This window comes from Acinetobacter sp. TY1 (assembly GCF_048551395.1).
In the GTDB taxonomy this organism is placed as follows: Bacteria; Pseudomonadota; Gammaproteobacteria; order Pseudomonadales; family Moraxellaceae; genus Acinetobacter.
In genome coordinates, this window is record NZ_JBLYZK010000013.1 from 35,303 (window position 1) to 58,696 (window position 23,394).

Here is a 23,394-nt window from a genome sequence, read left to right on the forward strand (position 1 = left end):
CTTAGCGAATAACGCTAAGCTTAATTTGTCCCTGATTTGTTAATTGCATATTTTCAGCATCCACTGCTGCAGAAAGTGGCGTCATAAACATATATGATGCCGTTTCTGGCTTTTTCAGAATACCTTCCATTGCAGCATGTTGCATATTGTTTTCGTCAAGATTTTGATTTTTAAAACCACTAACGCCTTCAACCACGCAACCTTTTTGATCTAAAAAGACCACTAAAGGCCAATAATAACTTGGTGATTTTTGTGACGAAGCATAAGAGGTCAATAAAACATTTTCGACCTGTTGATCAAGCTTGACCACTTCATAAGCAAAATCATCTTTGATTGGCGCAACAGGCCAAAATCCGACATCCTTATTTTTTAAATCTAATATCTTTGCCTTTGTAACTTTTTTATCCGTAAAACAAGCTTTTTGTAGCGACTCAACAACTTCTGTTTTAGGCAAACGATAATACGTTGGTGACAAGGCAATTGTCTTAGCAATTTCAGGCTTCTGTTTCTGAATTTTTTCAATCAATGAATGACCAAGACCTTTTTCTCTCTCTACGGTTTCAACATGATGACCTGCACCTGATGAACCTGCTTCAGGCATGATATAAAAACGCTTTTTACCTTCCAAATTAAATTCACGTTCTTCTAAATATTCATTATTTACATACTGAACACCATCAATTTCAACAAAGTTATTCGGCTTTTGATCGTCTTGTGATTGAATTTTTTCATCTACTTTTAACGCTTGTTGAGTTTGAGTAAATTGTGTTTCAGCTTGCTTATTTACCAATAAAGACTTCTGTTTTACATCACTGTGTATAACCTGTGTCGATGAAGTCGTAGATGGCTGATCTGAATGATTAACTGATATAGGAATATTTATTTTTTCAGTCACGATTGGCTGTGGCTCTTTACGAGTTGCATCTACTTTTTCAGATATTTCAACTTTTTGAGTCGTTGGAACGACAGCTACTTTGGCAACCACGACTTGGTCAACTTTTTTAGCGGAGTTTTCTTTATTTAAAGCCTGTTGCTGAGTTGATGCTGACTTGTCGATATTTTGAGTTTGTTCAACGACAGATTGCGCTTTTTGCGGAAGATTTGAAATATTGCGTTGTGCTTGATGAACATCTTTTTTTGACTGAACATTCGCATTTTGGATTTTTTCAGATATTACTTTTTCAGGTGTTTTTGTTATTTGAGGAACATCTGATTTTTTTTTCGATGTTCGCTCAGGAACCACCATTGGACGTCCATCAGGTCCAATAATGGTATAAAACCCTGCACCTACAGCCGAGGCAGAAACTCCTGTTAACAGGAGTAATGCCAAAGGTGTATGTCTAAATATTTTTTTTAACATCAATGCCATTACCATCTCGTTCTATAGTTCAGACCCAAAATTGTAACTTTTGTATTGGTTTTTACATCCATACCTGCATAAGGATTCAATAACAGATTACCTACGCCTGTTTGGTTGGACATGCTACTCGTATTGGCTGGAATATTATCTCGGCTACGTAAAAAAGCTAAAGATAGATCAATATCTGTATCTTCATCAAAACGATACCCTAAGCCCAAACCAAATAATTGTGCATTGTTAATTGGAACCATCGTATTACGCTTATCATCTGGAATCGCACTAGCACGAGGTTCATAACCTGCACGTAATTTCAAACGATCTGTTGCTGAATATTCTAGACCAACGCCCCAACTCCATGGTGATTGGAAGCCAAGTGGTAAGGCTAAAGATGTATCAGTAACATCATTAGACAAAAGTTTCGCAATTTTTAAAGCCGAAATTTGTCGATCAAATTCAAATTTGAATTTTTCCCATGCTTTAAAATCTGTCCAACCCAAATCAAAATTTACTTGTAAATCAGGTAAAATTTTATATTTTATCCCAGTTTGAAAATGCGCAGGATATTCAAGATCCATTGCAATTAAACCCGACTCTGTTGGCGGAACATAGCCTGGAAAACCTAAAATAGCTGCAAGAATTTGCCCTGTTGCTGACTGATTAAGACCTTTGATTAATTCTCGTGGTGCATTGGCATTATCAATAAAGTATTTACCTTTCATCCGCATTTTTGCAGAACTTTGATAAACCATACCAAAACCGAACTCGTCCGTTGGTTCCCACATTAACCCTAAATTATAACTTGGGCTGAGACTTTGCTCCATTTGGACTTCCATTTGTCCAAACTTACCAAATGGATTCATCCCCTCATCGGCATTACATAAACCGAACAAAAGTAAGTTAATAATTTCATTGGAATCATTTCTAAATGGTGCACAAACAGATTCATCTACCATCCGTAGTACACCAATCATTTCATTGGGGAAACGTAAGTCTGTTTTCAATGCAATCGCATTGTATGACATCCCAATAGATGCACCTATCGAAAGCTCATCACTGACCTGATAAGCAATAGATGGCGATAAATAAGTAATACGCTCAATGGCAACCTGCTGCCCCATAAAATTACCAGGGTTACCATTTTCAGAACCAAAACCGGCAACCATTGGTGCATAAGCTGCTGTTGCATAAGTCAATTTAGAGCCAGGTGGATTATATGACACACCACCCGTTGGCGCCATTACTGGCCAACCCGCACCTAAATCTACAACCTTCTTCAAAATTGGAATATATAAGCTTGCATATTCTACATCACCATGAACAGAATCTTTGAAATCTGTACACAAGCTTGATGGATTATCTGGACTATCATTACAAATTAATGGGTCATCAGAAAAACCAAAAACGTTATAGCCTGCAGGTGCTGAAAATTCACGTTGCACATCAAAATTTGCAATTAGCCCCTGTACATCCGTCTGCAAACCTTTCAGTTTAGTTAGAGCTGCTGGGTTAAAATGAATGGCACTAATGCCTGGAGGGTCTGCAGTAACTGCATTCCCCATAGTTAAAGATCGAACATCAACAGACAAGTTTAAGCCCAAATGTGCAAAAGCTTGTGTCGTGCATCCCGTTAATAAAATTGCAGAAACCAACGGGCGTAAGCGTATGTTTTTCATACCAAACCCCTATTAGCTTGCTTTTTTCTTACCAAATCCAAGAATATCAAGTGGGAATGATAACCCCAATGACACATCAGGAGAATCTTCTGTCAAGCCAATGCCAAGTGTTCCATTGACAATTGTTTCAGGACTTACACGTACACCCAATGCAATAGAAAACATTGAGCTCGTTTGGTCTGCACTGTCGTATGATTCGCCATTGGTATAAGTAAATGATGTGTTGGTGTTAAAGGATTGTTGATATGACATTGTCATGGATACGTCATAGTTAAATGAGTATGCAAAACCAAATGAGAAACCTGCTGTAATCCCTGGTTCGAATTCATCTAGGATACGGACTGTATCGCTACCTGGACCACCACGAACTTGATTTAAACCTGTTTCTTTAAAACCATAATTTGCAGATGCTGAAGCAAATAAAACGACAGGATCAATATACTTACGTGTACTTGCACCTATACCTGCTGAATAATAACCTTTACCTGTTGATAGATCCGTTATTGGATTAATCTCATAAGGACTGTCACCTGTTTTAGTCGATAAGCTACCAAATAAGATTAAAGGTAAGCGATCATTTTTAAGTGGAAATGGCTCCCAACGTGCGCCAAAATTAATATCGCCCAAACCTGCTGTTGTGGCATCTTTCATCTTGTCTGATTTAGCAATCAAGGGCACAGACGCACTAAACGTTAAATTATCAAGTACACCATATTGAAATGAAAATGTATTGGTAATGGTATGACTTGCATCTTCATCCACACGTAATTGATATAAACTACCCTCATTCATTGCCGCATTAATTTGTGTATCACGGTAATAAGAATAATCTAAATCATAAAATGTTGAAATTTCACCCTTTTTAATTAAAGAGTATTGACGCTCATTTGAGGTAAAAACTTCTTGAAGGTTAGTTTCTTGTGTTGCATCACCTTCTTGTTTTTGTAATGCATTTGCAGCCTGACTACCCTCTACAGGTTTAAGTGAAGGTGTTTCATCTTTATTGATGGTGACTTTATCTGCAATTGGTGCGACAGCGTCTTGTGTTGCTGTTTTTACATCACTAACCGTATCTAAAACAGCATCGCTAGCAACATCCGTTGCTTCTTCTGCAACTGCATCGACAGCATTTTCCTCATTGGCTGCATAAGCACCACCCATGACCAATTGAATGCTTATCGCTAGCAGTGTTCTTTTCATCCATTGATTATTCATTTTATTCCCTACCAAAGAATTTGATTATCTAATTTTTAATCGATCTTTTATTTACGTTTATAATAGAGTCGCATATAGGTTGTAATTGGCTGACCATACGTCTCTGAGTTCTTATCTTGGTCAATGACTCTTCGCATGGTTGATGCTTTATCTGCAATTTTATTCATATAATCCGTTGAAAATTGCGCATCGACCAACGCATAACGATTGATTGTTGCATCATCAACGTGTCTTAGATCTGCATCTTGTAGGGCAAGCATATCTTTACGTTGCCCTTCTTCGACATTAATAATAAATAATGTATTATTTTCCCAAATTTCTTTGAATCGCTCTTGATCGAAACTGATGTTACCGAGGGCAGGATCGGCAACATATACTCGACCATCCTTATAAGCTTTAAAAACAACGAAATGTTTAAATCCAGCATAGGAAATAGGTACAATAGCAGGTTGTTTTTGATTAACTAAATCGGAAAACTCACCTTTATAGCCATTACTCTGCAATCCAACAGCCGTGACAAATCGTTTCATATCGAGCAATGAAAAGCTTCGACGTTCTACAATTCGTTCATACTCACCAAATTTGAGCAAACCTTCCATCGTTTGCTGTTCGGTCAAATTCGTTCCAACATAACCATTGAGTAAAGTAGTTAATGCCGCTGAACCACAACTATAGTCATAAGCCTGACGAACGATGCCACGAAATTGATTTTCAAGCGCAGGTTTAATTTCTACTGCTTCACGATGATATTTTGAAAAAGCCTTATCTCTTGAGTCTGCAAGTTCTGTGTAATAAACAGCTTGAGCAGGCTTTTCTTTGATGTCTAATGCATGGCTGGCAAAATAATAAATTAATGCCGAACCTAAAGTAATCTCTAACATAATTTTAACTATTCTAGTATCGGCAATCAATTTGCCTAAAGTGTTGATTTTATTTTTAGAGTAAACACTCTACGTCCCTGTGACTAGAAGATACCTTCTTTTCCAAAAAAATACAGCTAATTTTTTGACTACTTCATCATTATCGTATTTTTAAGTAAAAAAAAGCGCGTGGACTCACGCGCTTTTTTAATTTATCTAGACTATAAACAAAACTTAGTGACCAGAGATTGTAATCTTAGCACCTGGATCAGTCATAGCAGCGCCATTAAATACTTTCATGCCAGAAATCGCAACATCACCAATTGAACCAGAACCCACACCAGTACCAGGCGTAGCAGCTACAGCACCTGATTTAGGAACAAAACCAGTACCGCCACCTAATACTACTTTAGTGATATAAATATCTGTAGAGCCCTTCATTGCAGTAATTGCAAGACCTTGTTTAGTTACAGCCACATCAGCATCTAATGCTAAATCATTACCAACTGTATCTTTAATTTTGATACCGCCCAATACGATGTAACCACCACCACCAGTTGATGCATCTTTAATCGCTAGATCTTTAATTTCAAGACCACCAGTCATAGAACCAGCAAGCTTAATCATTGCGCCTTGCGGTGTGTTACCCAATTGGATAACAGCGTTCATTTTACCTGTTTTCAGGCTTAAACCACTTAGAATTTCAGCACTAGCTGTACCAACAGTATATGCACCCGCAGTACCAGCTGCATCATTAACTTCAATTTTACCTAACTCAATATCAAGACCAGACACTGCAGCAGCAACGTTTAAGAATGGTTCTCCTGCACCACCATCAGTATCAATAGTCAAATCAGCTAAATTTCCAGAAGCCAACATACGAGTAGTATCTAAAGCACCCGCAGAAGTATGAGGTGCACTAAGAACAACATTATTTAAAGTGATTGCACCTGTTGTAGCAGTACCACCAAAACCTGGTGCACCAGCAGCACCAGCAGCAGCCAAACCATCACCATCAAAAACGTGAACTTTAGCAATATCTACCTTAGAGATACCAATACCGATAGAAATACCATCTTGACCTGTTGTTGCGCTCAATGCAGCATCATCCATAGCTTGCATAGCCATTGCATTTGAACTTACAGCTACTGCAGAAACTAAAGCAAGTTTAGTAAATAATTTCATGTGTACTCTCCCAAGAGCATTTTTTTTCATTTTTAACCACTCTCCGCCGCTCCATGTTGTTTTTATTTTTTTACAACAGAAGCATCAATCCTTGAGTAATCCGTTTTGCCTTTTTAAATTAACTCCATGTTGTTTTTTGTTCAACTGCTGTTCATCAAAATCAGTAACTAACCGACAAACGGCAATTACTGTGACTACATCGTGAAAGTAAGATAAAATTATAGAAACTCTGATATTTTGAATGTAATGCCAAGCTCTTCCTTTTTAAATCTTTTATGCCCATTCGATGATCTAGATGTTGCATTCATCTTACAACGCCTTTCATCACTCACAGGCTGTGTCTATTTAGCAAACAACAATATGCCTGTAATTGCATTTTCACCCGTATCTTATTGTATTAAAAAAAGTAATTTTAAAGCCCTACATTATGTTCGCGATCATCAATCAGAATATACGCAAACTGCATTGCAAGATCTTAAATCTTTTATTGACATTGATCTGACGAAAAATTCACAAAATTTTGATGGTTTTAACGGTGGTTATATCGGTTTTTTTGATTATAATTTTTCTGCAAATCAACAAATACACAATCAACATCGACAACAACCTACGTTTTTTTTAGGTCAATACCTCACGTTTTTACGCTTAGAAAATAAAAAATGGATTTTTTATAGCACAGAAGAAAATGCAGAAGAAATTTTCAATCAAATCAATTTTTTAATTTTTCAAAAACCAACATCAAGCTCTTTATTTTCAATGATGACACCCTGTCAACCACGTTGGGATAAGACACAATATCTACATGCTTTTGAGCAAGTTCAAGAGTACATTCAAGCGGGGGATTGCTATCAAATTAATCTAACACAAGAATTTACTGCAAAAACAATAGGTAATTTGCTTGATACAGCACAAGACTTGTGGAAACTCACCAATGCACCTTATGCAGGTTATCTCAAAATTGATGATTTTGAATTGCTCAGTTGTTCACCTGAATTATTTATTGACTTTGAAAGTGAAAGAAAAATTGTTACTAAACCGATCAAAGGCACAATGCCTCGCTATGTTGATTCAATTTTAGATAAGCAATCTAAACAAATATTAAAGTCATCGAAAAAAGATCAAGCTGAAAACGTGATGATTGTAGATTTACTGAGAAATGATCTCAGTATTTATGCTGAAACAGGCACGGTAAAAACACCAAAACTCTTTGAAATTGAAAGCTTTAATCAAGTTCACCATATGGTCAGTGAAGTCACTGCAACATTAAAAGCAGATATTCATCCTGTTGATGTGCTTTTGTCTGCACTACCAGGAGGATCAATTACCGGTGCACCTAAAATTCGTGCGATGGAAATTATTGAAGAACTTGAAGGCACTCCTCGTGGTGCATATTGCGGTTCAATGGGTTATTTTAATTTTGATGGTACAGGTAGTTGGAATATTTTAATTCGCTCTGTCCAAAAGTATCAAGATGAACTTTCAGTTTGGGCTGGTGGTGGAATCACCATTGCCTCCGATGGTGAAGCTGAGTATCAAGAATGTTTTGATAAAGTTTCTGCCATATTGGATTTACTCAATACATGGTATCAACCTGAATCTTCAGATAAAAAAAGCGAATCCTAAGATTCACTTTTTATCCCTGCTCTTCTCCCTTGCGCCAATAATGGCTCAGCGTTAGGGGAGATTAGATCAAAATATCGTTTTCAAGGTATCCACTAAACGTTGATTTTGCTCATCTGTGCCAATGGTAATACGCAAAAATTGATTGATTCGTGGTTTATTGAAGTAGCGTACAATAATACCTTGTTCACGTAATTGACTCGCCAATTCACCTGCATCATGTGATGGCAATGTTACAAAAATAAAATTAGCTTTAGAAGGTAAAACTTTAAATCCAAGCTCAGTCAATTGAACTGTTAACTTGTCACGACTTTCGATCACTTTCTTATTTTGCGCTTCAAAATAGGCTTGATCTTCAAATGAAGCGACAGCAGCAGCAATGGCAAAACGATCTATTGGGTAGGAATTAAAACTATTCTTTACCGCTTCAAGTGCCGCAATTAAGTGCGGTTGTGCAATAGCGAAACCAACACGCAAACCTGCCAATGAGCGTGATTTAGACATTGTTTGACATACGACCAAATTATCGTATTTTTCAACTAAACTAACAGCGGATTCCGCACCAAAGTCTACATAAGCTTCATCAATTAAAACTACCGAATCAGGATTGGCTTGCAACACTTCTTCAATTGCAGATAAACCAAGTGCAATACTGGTCGGTGCATTTGGATTGGTAATGATAATCCCGCCATTAGGCTGTTTATAGTCATTAACTTCTATTTCAAAATCATCATTTAACGGCAAAATTTTGGTTTTTTCTGCAATGCCAAAAAACTGACTATAAACAGGATAAAAGCTATAGGTAATATCTGGATATAGAATCGGTTTTTCTTGCACAAAAAATGCTTTAAAAATGTGTGCTAATACTTCATCTGAACCATTACCAACAAAAACATTTTCCACATCGACATTCTGCTGTTTAGCTATCGCTTGTTTCAAAGCTGTCGCATCAGGGTCAGGATATAGACGCAAAGCATCTGCTGAATTTTCCAAAACAGCTTGTACCGCAGCTACAACATTTGGTGATGGCGGATACGGATTTTCATTGGTATTTAGTTTTAAAATATTTTGAATTTTCGGTTGTTCGCCAGGTACGTACGGATCTAATTCACGTACATCAGGGCTCCAAAAACGCATTTTTTCGGGGGTAATATTTGACATTTTATTTTCTCTTATTGCCCCTCTCCTAACCTCTCCCTGAGCCGTATATGGCGGAAGAGAGAGTTCTTTCATATTATAAAAGTGCCTTCTCCATTCAGGAGAAGGCTAAGGAGAGGCTTAAATACTTTTTAATTACTGATAACGATATCTTGCCGATCTCGCATGTGCATCCAGATTTTCCTGCTGTGCAAGAATATCGGCAGTTTTCGCAAGCGGTTTCACACCCTGCTCAGAACACATGATCAAGCTCGAACGCTTTTGGAAATCATAAACGCCAAGTGGTGAAGAGAATCGTGCTGTACCCGATGTTGGTAAAACATGGTTAGGGCCTGCACAATAATCACCAATTGCTTCTGGCGTATAACGTCCCATGAAAATTGCACCTGCATGACGAATGCTTTCTGACATTTGTTCTGCTTCATCTAAGCAAAGCTCTAAATGCTCAGGTGCAACTTGATTAATTAAATCAATCGCTTCTTGACGATTTTTCACCAAAACCAATGCACCGCGGTTTGCAATAGAAGTACGTGCAATTTCTGCTTTTGGTAATTCTGCTAAATGTGCTTCAATTGCTTCCGCAACGTCATTTAACAGCTGTTCATCGGGTGTAATAAATACTGCTTGTGCAACAGTGTCATGTTCAGCTTGTGACAATAAGTCCATTGCTAACCATTGCGCATTATTTTTACCTTCTGCATAAACCAAAATTTCAGAAGGTCCTGCAATCATATCAATACCGACTTGACCAAACACTGCACGTTTTGCTGCTGCAACAAAACGATTCCCAGGCCCTGTGATTTTGTCGACTTGTGGAATGGTTTCAGTTCCATAAGCCAAGGCTGCAACTGCTTGCGCACCACCAATAGTAAATACACGATGTACGCCTGCCAAATATGCTGCTGCCAATACCAATGGATTTAAATCACCATTCGGTGCAGGAACAACCATAATAATTTCTTGCACGCCTGCAACATGTGCGGGAACCGCATTCATCAATACTGAAGATGGATACGATGCTAACCCCCCTGGTACATAAATACCAACACGGTCAAGTGGTGTCACTTTTTGACCTAAAGTATTACCCAACTCATCAACATAAGACCAACCGTCTTGTTTTTGCGCTTGGTGAAATGTACGAATACGGTTGGCTGCCATTTCCAAGGCTTCACGTACTTCTGTACTTAACCCATCAAACGCTGTTTTAAGTTGCTCTTGTGTCAGTTCTAAATCTGAGAATTGATGTGCTGGATGTCGATCGAACTGTTGGGTGAGTTTCAATACATGTGCATCGCCATATTGGCGTACGTCTGCAATAATTTGGTCTACTGTTTTTAACAGCTCAGGATCACTCACGGTTTCAAAAGCCAACAAGTCAGCAAAAACTTGCTTAAAGTTCTGCTCTTGAGTCGATAAACGGCGCATCAATTTACCCACAAGGTTAATTTGTAAAGATTGAGTTTACCTTGTTTTGTCTATCTTGTGGGCAAGTTCATTCAGGCATTTCTCTATTAGTTGATGGAAAATTACGCTCATTTTCATTGAAAAGTCAGGTTAATGATTTCAAATGATTCTATCTCTGCTATTTCATTTTAAATGGATTCAAGCTTTCTCTTACATTAATGAATCAATTTTCATTGTAGGATTAAAATTCAGACCATAAAAAACCGCCCTAAGGCGGTGATTTAATCTGCAAATTTTATGTAGCTAATTTCTTCGCTTCACGCTCTGCAACCGCTTTTTCAAGCTGTGCAAGAATCGGGTTCAACAAAGTTTGCTTACGTTTAAAGCTCGCTTTATTGACAATCAAACGTGAAGATACTTGGCAAATTTCTTCTAATGGCTCAAGACCATTGGCACGAAGCGTATTTCCAGTATCTACCACATCAACAATGTAATCACCCAAACCGACCAATGGCGCTAATTCCATTGAACCGTAAAGTTTAATTACATCAACTTGCTCACCTAGGCTTGCATAATATTGACGTGTTAAATTGACATATTTAGTGGCAATTTTCAGACGACCTTTCGGACGAACCATGCCAACTTTACCTGCTGTCATTAACTTACACACAGCAATTTTTAAATCTAATGGTTCATAGACATTTTGCGCGCCATGTTCCATCAAGACATCTTTACCCGCTACACCAATATCTGCTGCACCATTTTCAACATAGGTCGGTACATCAGAGGCACGTAATATCAGAATACGTACATGTTTGTGTGTGGTTGGAAAAATTAACTTACGAGATTTATCTGGATCTTCCAATAAGTTAATTCCAGCCGTTTCAAGCAAAGGTAACGTTTCTTTTAGAATGCGCCCTTTGCTCAATGCCAACGTTAAACCATGATCAAAATTGCCCATTACGTCAAAATTTGGATCATCGTTTCTCATATCGCTCATTAACTTGTCTCGCTCACTCGCTGAATTTGGACACCTAAGCCCTGTAATTTCGCTTCAATATCTTCATAACCACGATCGATATGATAAATACGGTCAATGGTTGTTTCCCCGTCAGCCACCAAAGCAGCCAAAACTAAGGAGAATGAAGCACGTAAATCTGTTGCCATAACAGGTGCAGCAGATAGTTTTTCCACACCCGTCACAATCGCATCATTACCATCAACCTGAATGTTTGCACCCATACGCGCTAACTCAGGAACGTGCATAAAACGATTTTCAAAAATCGTTTCAGAAATTGTCGCAAAACCACGACCAATGGCATTCACTGCCATAAGCTGTGCTTGCATATCTGTTGGGAATTCTGGATGTGGTAAAGTTTGAAAACTCACGGCTTTTGGACGTTTACCCATCATATCAAGTTCGATCCAATCATCACCACGAGTAACTTCTGCACCCATTTCTTCAAACTTATCTAAAACAGCTTCAAGTAGGTTTGGATCGGTATGTGTAGTTTTAACTTTTCCGCCTGTAATTGCAGCAGCAGCTAAATACGAACCTGTTTCGATTCGATCTGCAACCACTGAATATTCACAGCCATGTAGGCTCTCAACACCAGTCACAACCAATGTGTCTGTGTCTAAACCTTCAATTTTCGCACCCATTTTAATGAGCATTTGCGCAAGATCAGTAATTTCAGGTTCACGTGCTGCATTACGAATTGTTGTTACACCATCCGCCAAAACAGCCGCAGTTAAAATATTTTCTGTACCGCCTACAGTCACCATATCAAAGATGACTTCACCACCTTTTAAGCGACCATCGACTTTAGCAAGGACATAACCTGCTTCAACCTCAATTTCTGCACCTAATGCTTCTAAAGCTTTTAAATGCTGATCGACTGGACGTGAACCAATGGCACAACCACCTGGCAATGATACTTTTGCACTACCATAGCGCGCCAACAATGGACCAAGCACCAAAATAGAGGCACGCATAGTTTTTACTAATTCATAAGGTGCAAACTGATTATCGAGTGTAGAGGTATCTGCAACAACAGTATCGCCCTCATAACTCATGGTGATACCTAGACCACCAATCAATTTAACAAGCGTTCGAACATCTTTAAGATCTGGAACGTTTTTAAGGGTAATTGGGCTATCTGCAAGAATCATTGCAGCCAATAAAGGTAGAGCGGCATTTTTCGCACCAGAAATACGAACTTCACCGTCAATTTTTGCACCGCCTTGAATGACAAATTTATCCATTGACGCTTAAGCTCCAAACATACTGGCTTTGCGCCATTCTTCTTTAGTCATTGCACGAATAGTTACCGCATGTACTTCACCACTCGCAATATATGAGTTAAGCGGTGCATAAACAGCTTGTTGACGAGGAACAGGACGTTTTCCTTCAAATTGATCATCGACAATACGAAGATCAAATTTACCTGCTTGTCCACTGACAGCAACTTCTGCATCAGGAAAAGCCGCTTTTAAAATTTCAGTGAGCTGTTCACTATTCATTGCAAAGACCTCATTATGGGACTGACAGTGTAAAAACCGAGTATTTTACTATAAGTTCTACTTAAAATTCATCATTCAGTACATTATTTATCAATAAAAATGCAGACCAGAGTAATTCAAATCAATAAATCCAGATTTACCAACGTGAATCATTTTCACATGGCTCACCATCATGATTGCCATCCATTTTTGTGCCAGGACAATTTCGTACAAACCAACGTGCTTCTTCTCGTGAATTCATCTGAGAACAATGTACCCGCCCATCGCAACGATAATTGTTTGGATTTAAATTGGTAGGTTCTGCAATTTGCTGAATAGTAGCAACAGGCTGATTTGCTAACTGAACACGCTGATATTTCCCATATAGCATATAAATAAGCCCAACAATGACCAACAATCCGATTACAGTCATTCCTAAACCACTACCTGAACTTGATTTCTTGTTATTTCTACGCTGTGTAATATTCTTTCGGGCATTCGCACGACTCTGTGGCGTATGTCTTTCAGCTTCACTCTGAATATCTAAGCGAACAATATTTTGTGCTTTAGATTTCCCTTGATCATCAACAATACGAAACTTAAACCGCTCGCCTTGTTTAGGCTCAATATCACGGTTTGGGCAATCTGTAATATGAAAAAATACTTCTTTTTTTTGACCATCAACTGAAATAAAACCAAATCCTCGTTCAGCATTATAATTTTTCACGACCCCATCAACAAACATAATTGACTCTTTTCATTCATTTTATTTTAAAAAAAACGATTATAATCATATAAATATAAAAAGAGGCTCTTTTGCCTCTTTTTATTTTAGTGAATTTAAAATATTTTAAATTAATTGCAGATCTTCTTCTATAAATGGTTGAAAATTACTTTGCGCCTGTCCCTGAATATCTCGATGTCGCTGTAATTGTCTTTTTAATTTTTCTGTCAACTGTGTAATTGAACTATACATATCATCGGCTGAAGCCTGAGCAAACAACTCTACTCCAGGCAATCTAACGATAGCTTCAGCAATATGATTACCACTACCTTTTCTTGAAAGCTTATCCAACTGATGATCTTTACTTAATTTCACCTGCACACTATTGACCTGATCAAGATGCTTGGTCATTTGAGCAAATTTTTCTCGAATTGTATTTTCAATAGCAGGCGTAATACTTAAATGATGTCCACGAATTGTCATTTGCATAAAGCGATCCCTCTCCCTATTAGGCTCTGAAATGTCTTAACCAAAACAATTCCATGACAGAAACATTGCAAAAATTATGCTCAATTCTATATCGACATCATGTAATCATTTCAGTTACTCCAAAAAACAAAAAAGGCTCATTATGTCGTGAATTCGTCATAATGAGCCTTTAGAATACTCACATTTTAAATTTTAGATCAAGACTTTTCTGTCTGATGATGATGGAATATGTAACGACTCTCTATACTTGGCAACAGTACGCCGAGCAACATCAATTCCATCCTCTTTCAATAAGTTAGCAATAATATTATCAGACAATGGCTTACGCGGATTTTCATCGGCAATCAATTTTTTAATTTTGGCGCGAATGGCTGTTGATGATGCCTCACCTCCAACCGTTGTACTCACGTGACTTGAAAAGAAATATTTCAATTCAAATAAACCACGCGGTGTAAGTAAAAATTTATTGGTCGTTACTCGAGAAATTGTTGACTCATGTAATTCAACTTCATCTGCTACATCTCGTAAAATTAAAGGCTTCATGCCTTCCGCACCAATTTCCAAAAAATCACGCTGATGTTTCACAATACATGTTGCGACTTTAAGTAAAGTTTTATGGCGCTCATCAACACTTTTAATAAAGTTTTTAGCTTCAAGCATCTGATTACGCAAGTATTGATTATCATCACTTTGATCTGCTCGACGAATCATACCTGAATAATATGGATTGATCCGAAGTTTAGGCATAACATCAGGATTCAACTGCACATGCCAATGCCCATCTTTCTTCATCACAACTACATCGGGAATTTGATAATCTGAATCTTTATTTTCAAATTCCATACCTGGATAAGGCTTTAAAGTCTTCAGTAAATCTATTGCTGAACGTAATATTTCCGCATTTAAGCCTGTTTGTTTAATCAATTTATTTAAGTCGTTAGTAAGCAAAAGTCCATAATGTTTGAGTAGCAATATCGCCTCATTTCGAAATGGCTCAAGCTCTGATAATGACTCAACTTGTACCATTAAACATTCAGCCAAATTTCGTGAACCAATACCAATCGGATCAAGCCGTTGAATCAGTTTTAATACTGCAATAACTTCGTCTTCTTCAACGTCATAATCCATTTGCTCAAGTAAATGTTGTACTGAAGCTATAATTTCTTCAATTTCAGCATCTAAATAGCCTTTTTCATCTAGAGCATCCACAATACAATAAGCAATTAAGCGATCAACTGGCGAAAAATGCAATAAATTAATCTGTTCAAGCATGTGTGACTTTAATGAAACATCGCCCTGACGATTGTCCTCTCGCTCTTCAAATTCAGGTCGCTCCATCGCACTTGATTGATGAGTATAAACATCATCCCAATCCGTATCGACAGGTAATTCATCTGGTAGATGATCCGCATTTAAAGATTCTGATAGTTCTTTTTCTTGTTGCTCTTCTTTAATCGTATCCAAACTTTCCATGGAATGATTTTCTTCTTCCAGTTTTTCCAATAATGGATTGCTATCGAGTTGAATCTGAATTTCTTGCTCTAATTCTAAACTTGAAAGTTGAAGCAAACGAATGGCTTGTTGCAATTGTGGTGTCAACGACAATGAATTCGCAACTTTTAAACCAATCGATAACTTCATAAAAGCGCCTTTAAATTAATTGTTATGCAAAAAATATGCCTATTTTATTTTTTATAGCATAACAATTCATATTTTTACATCTTAATTCACTTTTTTTATAAAAATATGTATATCGAGTTATTTAAAACGGATATATATACTAAAAACAAATATATTCTTGTATTACAATTGATTATATTGAAACGTAAAGTATTTTGTCAATTTTTTTATTGTAAATTTAACAAAACTACTTACTGCACAATACGACTGATATGTCACAAAGACACCTCCATAAAATTAGTGTTAATTAAATGGTCGTTTTCTTTACATTTAAAACATAATCCTAGAATTACATTTCTTATTCAAAATAACGTAAAGAAATTGCGATAATAAATCTATGTAAAGTTTAGGTACGTTTTATTATGATTATCGGATATGCTCGGGTCAGTACACATGACCAAAATCTAGATTCACAATTAGATGCACTCCAGAAGGCAGACTGTGAACAAATTTTTCAGGAAAAGATAACAGGAAAAACTAAGGATCGTCCTGAATTGATAAGTTGCTTGAAAGCTCTAAGAAAAGGCGATGTTCTGGTTGTTTGGAAACTTGATCGCCTTGCCCGTTCATTAAAAGATTTAGTCGAGATTACTACTGACTTAAATCAGCGTGAGATAGGCTTTAAATCGCTTACAGAGGCAATTGATACCACCTCTGCTACTGGCAGATTAGTCTTTCATATTTTTGGTGCACTAGCTGAGTTTGAGCATAGTCTAATTCGTGAACGTACCATAGCAGGTTTAGATGCAGCGAGAGCAAGAGGACGTAAAGGTGGACGTAAGCCTTCAATGTCAGAAAACGATATTAAAAAAGCGAAAGCAATGCTGAGTGATCCTCAGATTACTAAAACTGAAGTAGCTAAACATTTTGGTGTGAGCCGAGTAACGCTGAATAGCTCACTGAATAAATTTTAGATTCAATTAGCTCTTATGCGTATTCATTCGCTGATTTTTTACATACACATCTATAGATTGAATAGCCACTTATAATAAGACCTCTTAATTAATCATTACCTTCAAAAGTTATGAACTTTTATTATCAATCTTAGACAATATTTGATCCAAAATACTATTTGATTTTGCAGTATCCATTCCATCAGCAGGATTTTTCTTAAAAGCTTCAAGATTAATTTTAATTAAATCAGCATAAATATTATCATAAGCTTCTTGATTGTCTGATGATATTTGATGAAGCTTTAAAATTTCATCTTTATACTTTTCATAAGATTTAGCCAAAGACTCTTTATGTCCATATTCTGCTTCTAATTTGCTGTATTTATTTAAATTAAGATTAGCTACTGTAGCGATCCAAATTAAAGGGATATTTATAACTAACCGTATAGTAATAGAGATTAATGTGATTTTATCCAACGCATTAAAATCTATAGTTTTAAAGTTAAAAATAGCTAATAAAATTAAAGATGCAACAAAAACTCCTAAACTTACGTATTTATTCATCCTCGCTTCTTTGCCTTTTTCTACAAATCCACCAGCAAGTCCAGCAATACTTGAAAGACCAATAATTTTTTTGGCTTCGCTTTCTACTTCTTTTAAGTTCTGAAGTCTATGATCTAAGACATCAGAAAGTGCTTTTTGCTCAGGGTTACTTGAACCAAAAATCTTGTTGTAAAAATGGTCAATTTTTTTCTCTTGTTGCTTTATTATTTTAGATATAGAAAGCTTTTCTTCCCCACTTTCATCTTCTGAATTTTTAAATAATTCATCATAAAAATCACAGATCTTTTCATATTCCTTTTTGATAGCTTGCTCTCTTTGAATTTTTAATCCGTCAAATTCAATTTCATCTTCAAAGAAATATTTATTGAATGTATCCGCTTTCACATATATTTCATTAATTTGATCTACTTTATTTTTTTCTGACGAACTCTCATCATAAAAGTTGCTATATAAATGATCAATTTTACTTACTTTGCTCTCTAACTCAGTAATTTTTTCCTCTGTCATAAACTGCTTGAGATAATTTAACAAGGTTACATTTGGCTTATAGTTTTGTTGTAGAATCTGTTTTAGTTCTTCTGTATCTTGTTTTAATTCGGATAATGAATTTAAGTCATCTATTAATTGTTCTTTTTGTACTTTTAACTGTTGAGTTTCTAATCTTAGCGCATCAATTTCCTCTTTAATCAATTTCGCAGCAGCAGAACGCCCATCAGTAATAGCTTCTAAATCATTTCTTAAGGTATATTTTGCCGTTAAGCTTTTATTCAACTGATCCAATTCATTTAGAAGGTTTTTTAATTTTTGTTCATCTTTAGGATCTAAACTTTTTGAAAATACACCTTTCACTTTCTTCCCCTTTAATTTTATAAATAAAACTCCATCAGATTTTATACTGATGGAGTTTACAATATTTTAAATATCCAACTTCGGTAAACTTCTCACAATCTTCATTGTTTCCAAACTTACTGTGATGACCCGTAAAAACAACTCTAATGGATATTTAGCATCACCCATCGTTTCAATCGCCCAATCATTCGCATCATTCACAATACCACTGTCTTTGTGCGTAGAAACACCTTGACGCTCCATGACCCATTCAAGTGCTGACTTACCATTTACGATGTAATCATAAGCCTCCACAGGGATTTCACGGATAGTAATGGCATTGTTATAAATCACCGTATCCTTTTGGTCTTTTTTAGGAAATTTCATCTTAGTCACATAGAAGTCTTTATCTTCTAATTGCTTTAATGATTTACCACCTAAATCCAATTTAGCTTTGTACGGCTCTACAATTTCATAGTTTAAATGCCAATGCGCCAAATCACGCCCTGCTTTAGAGAATGCCCAGAAATCTTCGGCTTTTTTCACGCATGGAATACGTGGTAACTCTTTGCTAAGGTTGTCAGCATAACGACTACGATAATCTTCACTATGTAGCAAGCCATACACATAGTAGAAAATATCTTCCTTACTAAATGTTTCATTCGGGTAGGCATCTTGGAAATGCTTTAGCCCCGCATCACTAATGGCATCTTTTCGAGTGTATTTGCCATCTGTTGTATTGCTTTCAGCTTGGTTAAATAGGTCAGTTTCATTACTTTCTACTGAGTTTTCTTCGTAAAGGTAAAGTGGAAAGCACTGTGTATCACCTATTAAATGTAAATCAGGAATGAATTTGCTAATTAGTACCCCAAACCCTTTTGTACCTGATAACGTTAAGGATATTATCAAATTTTCCATGTCTCCTTTTGGGAATATTTGTGGCATTTGATATCTTCTTTGGTTTAGATTTTTGTTGTAATAAAGCCATTGTTTAGTGAAGGGGCGATATAATGAATGACATAAGTCATTTGGATGAAAATCAAGAATTACTTTATTCCATAAGTCTTTTTTTAATGTGTCAGTCCAGCTTATTTTGCTTGGGTCATTATTGATAAAATTATTGATTTCACTTTTGGAAATAGAACTCATTTTTATGCGTTTAACTTCTTGATTATATAATTTAATCATTATTTCTAATTGTACTTGAATTTTATGTTTTGATGATTGATAGCACCATGCATCTCGGTTAGTAGCAATGCCAAGTGAGAAATTATTAAAAAGAATAGAAGCATTCTTATCTTTTTTATTTCCAATTTCAATAAACTCACTAAAGCTATCATCACGTTGATTTAGCCAATCGTTATGAGCATCAGGTGTAATTGTCGTCCAACCATCAATTGCGGTAATACCATTGATACTGACTAAATCAGAAATTTTCTCTAATTTTTCTTCACGACTTAGATAGTCACCGATGTCATGGAAATAGATTTGACCATGTTGTTTCGCATCTGGATTTTTCACTAATACTGCAATCAAAATTGGAGTTCGAGTACCTTGACCAAAAACGTTATCTTTTTCTTTACGTCTTTGCTCTCCTGATGTTCTTGCATTGCCTCTTAAATGGAAGAAGTACAATGAGCTAAATTCATCAGCCAAGCATTTACGTAAACCATCTGCTGAGTTTGAATCTATATAACCACCATTGGTCACAAAACCAATCACACCACGGTCTTTAATACGATCACTCGCCCAACGAATTGCACGAATATATGAATCGTAAAGATTCTTTTGTAGTGTTGCTGTTGACTCTTTTGCATAAGTAGCTTCGATGCGACTATCTAAAAATGGATATTTCACATTGGCATTATTATCATTTTCAGAAGATTGACCTGCTGAATAAGGCGGGTTTCCAATAATCACTCGAATATCAAGTTCCTTTTGGCGTTTACGTCTTGCACTGTTATCAATAAGAACTTTACTTACGAGGTCATCTTTTTCGTACATTTCAAAGGTATCAGTTAAACAAATTCCTTCAAATGGTGCATATTCAAGATTAGGATTAACTGTTTTCATTTGATCGTGATATACGGTTTCAATGTTAATTGAAGCAATGTAATACGCCAATAAAACAATCTCATTGGCATGAATTTCATTCTTATACTTATACGTTAAACGATCCGCAGGGATTAAACCTGATTGAAGCAAACGGTTGATAAACGTACCTGTACCCGTAAATGGATCGAGTACATGCACGTTATCATCAGCAAAGGTTTTACCAAACTCACTTTTGAGTACGTCATTTACACTATGGATAATAAAGTCCACCACCTCTACAGGGGTATAAACAATCCCTAGTTTCTCGGTCATACGTGGGAAGGCATTTTTAAAGAATGAATCGTATAGCGTTAAAATAATACTTTGCTTACCTTCGGCAGTATTAATGCCTTCTGCTCGCATACGGATTGATTCATAGAAGGAGTTAAGCGTATCTGCTTCTTTTTCTAAGTGATGCTCATTCAGCGCATCAAGCACCTTTTGCATTGCTAAACTCATTGGGTTGTGTTCAGCAAAGCTATGGTCTTTAAATAGGGCATCAAATACAGGTTTAGTAATTAAATGCTGTGCCAACATTTCAATGATTTCAGCATCAGATACGCTATTGTTTAAGTCATCACGTAGTTCATGTGCAAATTCATTGAATGCTGCAATTTCATTTGTATTAGCAGGATTCTCAAGAATGGCTTGAATACGGTCAATATGTGTTTTGGCAATTTTTGCGACATCACTTGCCCAATCTTCCCAATGATGGCGATTACCGCATTTTTTTACGATTTTGGCATATAAAGCGCGTTCAATTTCACCAACTTCAAATTCCATTTCTGTTTGCTGTGGCATTGGTGAAACAGCTTCCCCAATAGATGATCCACCTCTAGCTTGGGCTTTTGCCTTGCGTTTTTTACCTTCACTTAAACCCGATTGACCAGATTTTTCATTTCCATCAGTCGGTTGTGGCTTTGCTTTTTTAGTCTTTTTAACAACTTTATCTGCAATGGCAACGACTTCCATACGAGATACATCTTTGCCATTAAACTCAAGTTTATTAATCATGGCATCAAAGCGGTCATCATGTGCTCGTAAGGCATTTAATACTTGCCACACTACACGATAGGCTTCGTTATTATTTAATGCTTGTTCAGGCTCTACACCCGCAGGGATAACGACAGGTAAAATTACGTAGCCCAATTCTTTATTTGGAGCTTTACGCATGACACGACCCACAGACTGAACCACATCTACTTGTGAGTTACGAGGTGTAAGGAAAAGCACTGCATCAAGTGATGGAACATCAACACCCTCTGATAAACAGCGTACATTCGATAAAATACGGCATGTGTTTTCAGGAGCTTGTTCTTTTAACCAAGTGATCTTTTCTTTCTTTTCTGTTGCATTCATACCTCCATCAACATGTTTAACTTCGCAATTAAGTTTTAATGATGGATCAATATATGGATCTTCTTCTGTTCTGTACAAATGATCCATTTCTGCTTGTTGGTAGGCTTCAACAACAGCACTAAACATTTCAGTAATTTGTTTTGAACTTACCTTATGTTTTTTACCTTTGTATTCTTTTTCAATGACCTGACAGAAAGCAACTGCACGTTCCATTGGCTTAGCAACTGTACCATCTGGATTATATAAACCTTGTTTAGCTAGTGCTTTCCAACAGCCAACAATTTTTGCAGCATCATCAACTTTTAGAGAGTTGTTTTCATCTTTTAATAAGCTCTGTAATTGACGATTAATGTGGCTTTCTTCAACAGCAAGTACAATTACTTTGTAGTCGCATAGAATCCCCATTTTTACTGCTTGCGAGAATGTGATGACATATAAATCTTCACCGTAAAGTGATTTATCATCCATTGAACACAGTGTAACTCCCTCAGTTTCTTTGGCTGTATCACCATAAATACGAGGGGTAGCAGTCATATACAGACGTTTTTTTCCTTGTACATAATCATTGTTATGAATACGCACAAATTTAGACTCATCGTCACCCTCAAATGTCGCACCTGTGGTCCGATGAGCCTCATCACAAATGATTAAATCAAATTCAGGAAATCCTGCTTTTTGTGCTTCTGCAATAACGTCAATGGAGTGATAGGTAGAGAACACTACATTCATGTCCTCATTGGCTTCATTGGGCTTGAATAAATCTCTAGCTTTGAATGCTCGAACTAAACTTTGAGGATTAGTCGTAGCAGGGAATTTTAAATCGCTAATACCAACTACAATGTTGTCATCATCTTTTTTCTTGCCGACATCACTATCAGAACACACTGCAAAGCTACGAATACCAATCATGGTATCTTGTGTCCACTCATCCAGCGTTTGACTTAGTAATGCAAGGCTTGGCACAAGGAATAAGACATTTTTGCCACGACCTGCTAATTCTTCTGCAATACGCAACGAGGTAAAAGTTTTACCAGTACCACATGCCATAATCAGCTTGCCACGATCAGCAGTTGTTAAAGCATGTTTTACTGCATTTAATGCAGGACGTTGGTGTTGGCGTAGTTGTTTTTTATCACGAAAAACTGGTTTCACATTTGGATCGAAATCAAACTGAGACCAATCAATCAAACTTCCCTCTAAATCAAGAAGTGAGATAGTTGCAACAGGCGGCTGTGCATCAACTAAAGATGATTTGGCATTATCTGACCAATCATCCGTTGATGCCACAATATAACGATAGGCAAAATATGATTTACCCGATCCACCCAAAAAGCTATCAATGTCTTTCTTTTGAATTTTTGTAGTGTTGTAGTTTTTACATTGAATTGGATGAAAATCACCTTCAATAGTTACCGCAACTAGATCAATACCATAGTCACGTTTATCAGTAATATTTAACTTTTCACCGTACTTTTCCACCCAATCTGCATAAGACAAAACTTCTGTGTAAAGTTCAGCATATTTAGGCTCATTCAAAAAATATTGAACCATCAAATTTTCAAATGAAGTGCCTTTATCTCTATTTGTAAGTGTAATTTTTTCGATAGATTGAAGTAAATTAGTTAAAGCTGACATTCTGAATAAGCTCCAAAAATTTTAAGTGTTTTTTACACTAAAATTTAAAAAATATATTGATGTGAAATTTAACATATTTATAAAAAAGGCATTAGGAAATATAAGGTTTTTGAATTTTTCTACTAATAAAAATAAGAACAGTATGTGAAAA

The 23,394-nt window shown here is 36.5% G+C and carries 17 protein-coding genes; 2 read left to right on the forward strand and 15 right to left on the reverse strand.

Translation table 11 applies throughout. The features are described 5' to 3' along the window. Nucleotide 1: 1 nt before the first annotated feature. The 5 genes from filE to ACK2M2_RS09610 all read right to left on the reverse strand — a co-directional run bounded on the left by filE (nucleotide 2) and on the right by ACK2M2_RS09610 (nucleotide 6,293). Entirely contained in the window at nucleotides 2–1,369 is a 1,368-nt protein-coding gene (filE, locus tag ACK2M2_RS09590) for a putative pilus assembly protein FilE (RefSeq protein ID WP_419347870.1), read from the reverse strand. Further along, nucleotides 1,369–3,033 carry an OmpP1/FadL family transporter gene (locus ACK2M2_RS09595; protein WP_409512265.1) on the reverse strand — a complete coding sequence of 555 codons (1,665 nt, stop codon included), beginning with the start codon at nucleotides 3,031–3,033 and terminating at the stop codon, nucleotides 1,369–1,371. Before ACK2M2_RS09595 ends, filE begins: the two co-directional genes overlap by 1 nt. A gap of 12 nt (nucleotides 3,034–3,045) precedes the next feature. Next, nucleotides 3,046–4,248 (reverse strand): hypothetical protein, encoded by a 1,203-nt coding sequence (locus ACK2M2_RS09600; RefSeq protein WP_419347873.1) that lies wholly within the window; start codon nucleotides 4,246–4,248, stop codon nucleotides 3,046–3,048. 47 nt (nucleotides 4,249–4,295) lie between these two features. Next, a complete protein-coding gene (locus tag ACK2M2_RS09605) occupies nucleotides 4,296–5,129 on the reverse strand; it encodes a C39 family peptidase (protein ID WP_409512267.1) in 834 nt (277 codons plus the stop codon). Between the two features lie 213 nt (nucleotides 5,130–5,342). Beyond that, on the reverse strand, nucleotides 5,343–6,293 hold the full coding sequence (locus ACK2M2_RS09610; RefSeq protein WP_409512268.1) for a DUF6160 family protein: 951 nt from the start codon (nucleotides 6,291–6,293) through the stop codon (nucleotides 5,343–5,345). Between the two features lie 246 nt (nucleotides 6,294–6,539). Here ACK2M2_RS09610 and ACK2M2_RS09615 point away from each other — a divergent pair, with 246 nt between their 5' ends. Beyond that, on the forward strand, nucleotides 6,540–7,916 hold the full coding sequence (locus ACK2M2_RS09615) for an anthranilate synthase component I family protein (protein ID WP_419347876.1): 1,377 nt from the start codon (nucleotides 6,540–6,542) through the stop codon (nucleotides 7,914–7,916). 66 nt (nucleotides 7,917–7,982) lie between these two features. Here ACK2M2_RS09615 and hisC read toward each other — a convergent pair whose 3' ends face one another. The 8 genes from hisC to ACK2M2_RS09655 all read right to left on the reverse strand — a co-directional run bounded on the left by hisC (nucleotide 7,983) and on the right by ACK2M2_RS09655 (nucleotide 15,831). Next, entirely contained in the window at nucleotides 7,983–9,074 is a 1,092-nt protein-coding gene (hisC, locus tag ACK2M2_RS09620; RefSeq protein ID WP_409512270.1) for a histidinol-phosphate transaminase, read from the reverse strand. A gap of 132 nt (nucleotides 9,075–9,206) precedes the next feature. Next, nucleotides 9,207–10,508, reverse strand: coding sequence for a histidinol dehydrogenase (gene hisD, locus ACK2M2_RS09625; RefSeq protein WP_419347879.1), 1,302 nt, complete (start codon nucleotides 10,506–10,508; stop codon nucleotides 9,207–9,209). Between the two features lie 262 nt (nucleotides 10,509–10,770). Further along, entirely contained in the window at nucleotides 10,771–11,475 is a 705-nt protein-coding gene (hisG, locus tag ACK2M2_RS09630) for an ATP phosphoribosyltransferase (protein ID WP_409512272.1), read from the reverse strand. Then, nucleotides 11,475–12,740, reverse strand: coding sequence for a UDP-N-acetylglucosamine 1-carboxyvinyltransferase (gene murA / locus ACK2M2_RS09635; protein WP_409512273.1), 1,266 nt, complete (start codon nucleotides 12,738–12,740; stop codon nucleotides 11,475–11,477). Before murA ends, hisG begins: the two co-directional genes overlap by 1 nt. A gap of 6 nt (nucleotides 12,741–12,746) precedes the next feature. After that, the gene (gene ibaG / locus ACK2M2_RS09640) at nucleotides 12,747–12,998 is read right to left on the reverse strand and encodes a BolA family iron metabolism protein IbaG (protein ID WP_004830087.1); all 252 of its coding nucleotides are present in this window, start codon (nucleotides 12,996–12,998) and stop codon (nucleotides 12,747–12,749) included. 136 nt (nucleotides 12,999–13,134) lie between these two features. Next, on the reverse strand, nucleotides 13,135–13,722 hold the full coding sequence (locus ACK2M2_RS09645) for a cold shock domain-containing protein (RefSeq protein ID WP_419347884.1): 588 nt from the start codon (nucleotides 13,720–13,722) through the stop codon (nucleotides 13,135–13,137). Nucleotides 13,723–13,827: 105 nt separating this feature from the next. Then, complete coding sequence (gene hpf, locus ACK2M2_RS09650; RefSeq protein ID WP_409512275.1) at nucleotides 13,828–14,190, reverse strand: ribosome hibernation-promoting factor, HPF/YfiA family; 363 nt, start codon at nucleotides 14,188–14,190, stop codon at nucleotides 13,828–13,830. 192 nt (nucleotides 14,191–14,382) lie between these two features. After that, entirely contained in the window at nucleotides 14,383–15,831 is a 1,449-nt protein-coding gene (locus tag ACK2M2_RS09655) for an RNA polymerase factor sigma-54 (RefSeq protein WP_419347888.1), read from the reverse strand. A gap of 401 nt (nucleotides 15,832–16,232) precedes the next feature. Here ACK2M2_RS09655 and ACK2M2_RS09660 point away from each other — a divergent pair, with 401 nt between their 5' ends. Next, nucleotides 16,233–16,784, forward strand: a complete 552-nt coding sequence (locus ACK2M2_RS09660; protein WP_168397432.1) for a recombinase family protein — start codon at nucleotides 16,233–16,235, stop codon at nucleotides 16,782–16,784. Between the two features lie 108 nt (nucleotides 16,785–16,892). On the opposite strand, the gene ACK2M2_RS09665 is transcribed toward ACK2M2_RS09660, so the two are convergent. Further along, entirely contained in the window at nucleotides 16,893–18,176 is a 1,284-nt protein-coding gene (locus ACK2M2_RS09665) for a hypothetical protein (protein WP_017396146.1), read from the reverse strand. 66 nt (nucleotides 18,177–18,242) lie between these two features. Next, on the reverse strand, nucleotides 18,243–23,243 hold the full coding sequence (locus tag ACK2M2_RS09670; RefSeq protein ID WP_419347890.1) for a DEAD/DEAH box helicase: 5,001 nt from the start codon (nucleotides 23,241–23,243) through the stop codon (nucleotides 18,243–18,245). Between the last annotated feature and the right edge of the window lie 151 nt (nucleotides 23,244–23,394).

Bases quoted from the DNA above. Each gene is read 5' to 3' on its own strand.
- filE (WP_419347870.1), bottom strand. From the start codon at position 1,369: ATGGCATTGATGTTAAAAAAAATATTTAGACATACACCTTTGGCATTA.
- ACK2M2_RS09595 (WP_409512265.1), bottom strand. From the start codon at position 3,033: ATGAAAAACATACGCTTACGCCCGTTGGTTTCTGCAATTTTATTAACG.
- ACK2M2_RS09600 (WP_419347873.1), bottom strand. From the start codon at position 4,248: ATGAATAATCAATGGATGAAAAGAACACTGCTAGCGATAAGCATTCAA.
- ACK2M2_RS09605 (WP_409512267.1), bottom strand. From the start codon at position 5,129: ATGTTAGAGATTACTTTAGGTTCGGCATTAATTTATTATTTTGCCAGC.
- ACK2M2_RS09610 (WP_409512268.1), bottom strand. From the start codon at position 6,293: ATGAAATTATTTACTAAACTTGCTTTAGTTTCTGCAGTAGCTGTAAGT.
- ACK2M2_RS09615 (WP_419347876.1), top strand. From the start codon at position 6,540: ATGCCAAGCTCTTCCTTTTTAAATCTTTTATGCCCATTCGATGATCTA.
- hisC (WP_409512270.1), bottom strand. From the start codon at position 9,074: ATGTCAAATATTACCCCCGAAAAAATGCGTTTTTGGAGCCCTGATGTA.
- hisG (WP_409512272.1), bottom strand. From the start codon at position 11,475: ATGAGCGATATGAGAAACGATGATCCAAATTTTGACGTAATGGGCAAT.
- murA (WP_409512273.1), bottom strand. From the start codon at position 12,740: ATGGATAAATTTGTCATTCAAGGCGGTGCAAAAATTGACGGTGAAGTT.
- ibaG (WP_004830087.1), bottom strand. From the start codon at position 12,998: ATGAATAGTGAACAGCTCACTGAAATTTTAAAAGCGGCTTTTCCTGAT.
- ACK2M2_RS09645 (WP_419347884.1), bottom strand. From the start codon at position 13,722: ATGTTTGTTGATGGGGTCGTGAAAAATTATAATGCTGAACGAGGATTT.
- hpf (WP_409512275.1), bottom strand. From the start codon at position 14,190: ATGCAAATGACAATTCGTGGACATCATTTAAGTATTACGCCTGCTATT.
- ACK2M2_RS09655 (WP_419347888.1), bottom strand. From the start codon at position 15,831: ATGAAGTTATCGATTGGTTTAAAAGTTGCGAATTCATTGTCGTTGACA.
- ACK2M2_RS09660 (WP_168397432.1), top strand. From the start codon at position 16,233: ATGATTATCGGATATGCTCGGGTCAGTACACATGACCAAAATCTAGAT.
- ACK2M2_RS09670 (WP_419347890.1), bottom strand. From the start codon at position 23,243: ATGTCAGCTTTAACTAATTTACTTCAATCTATCGAAAAAATTACACTT.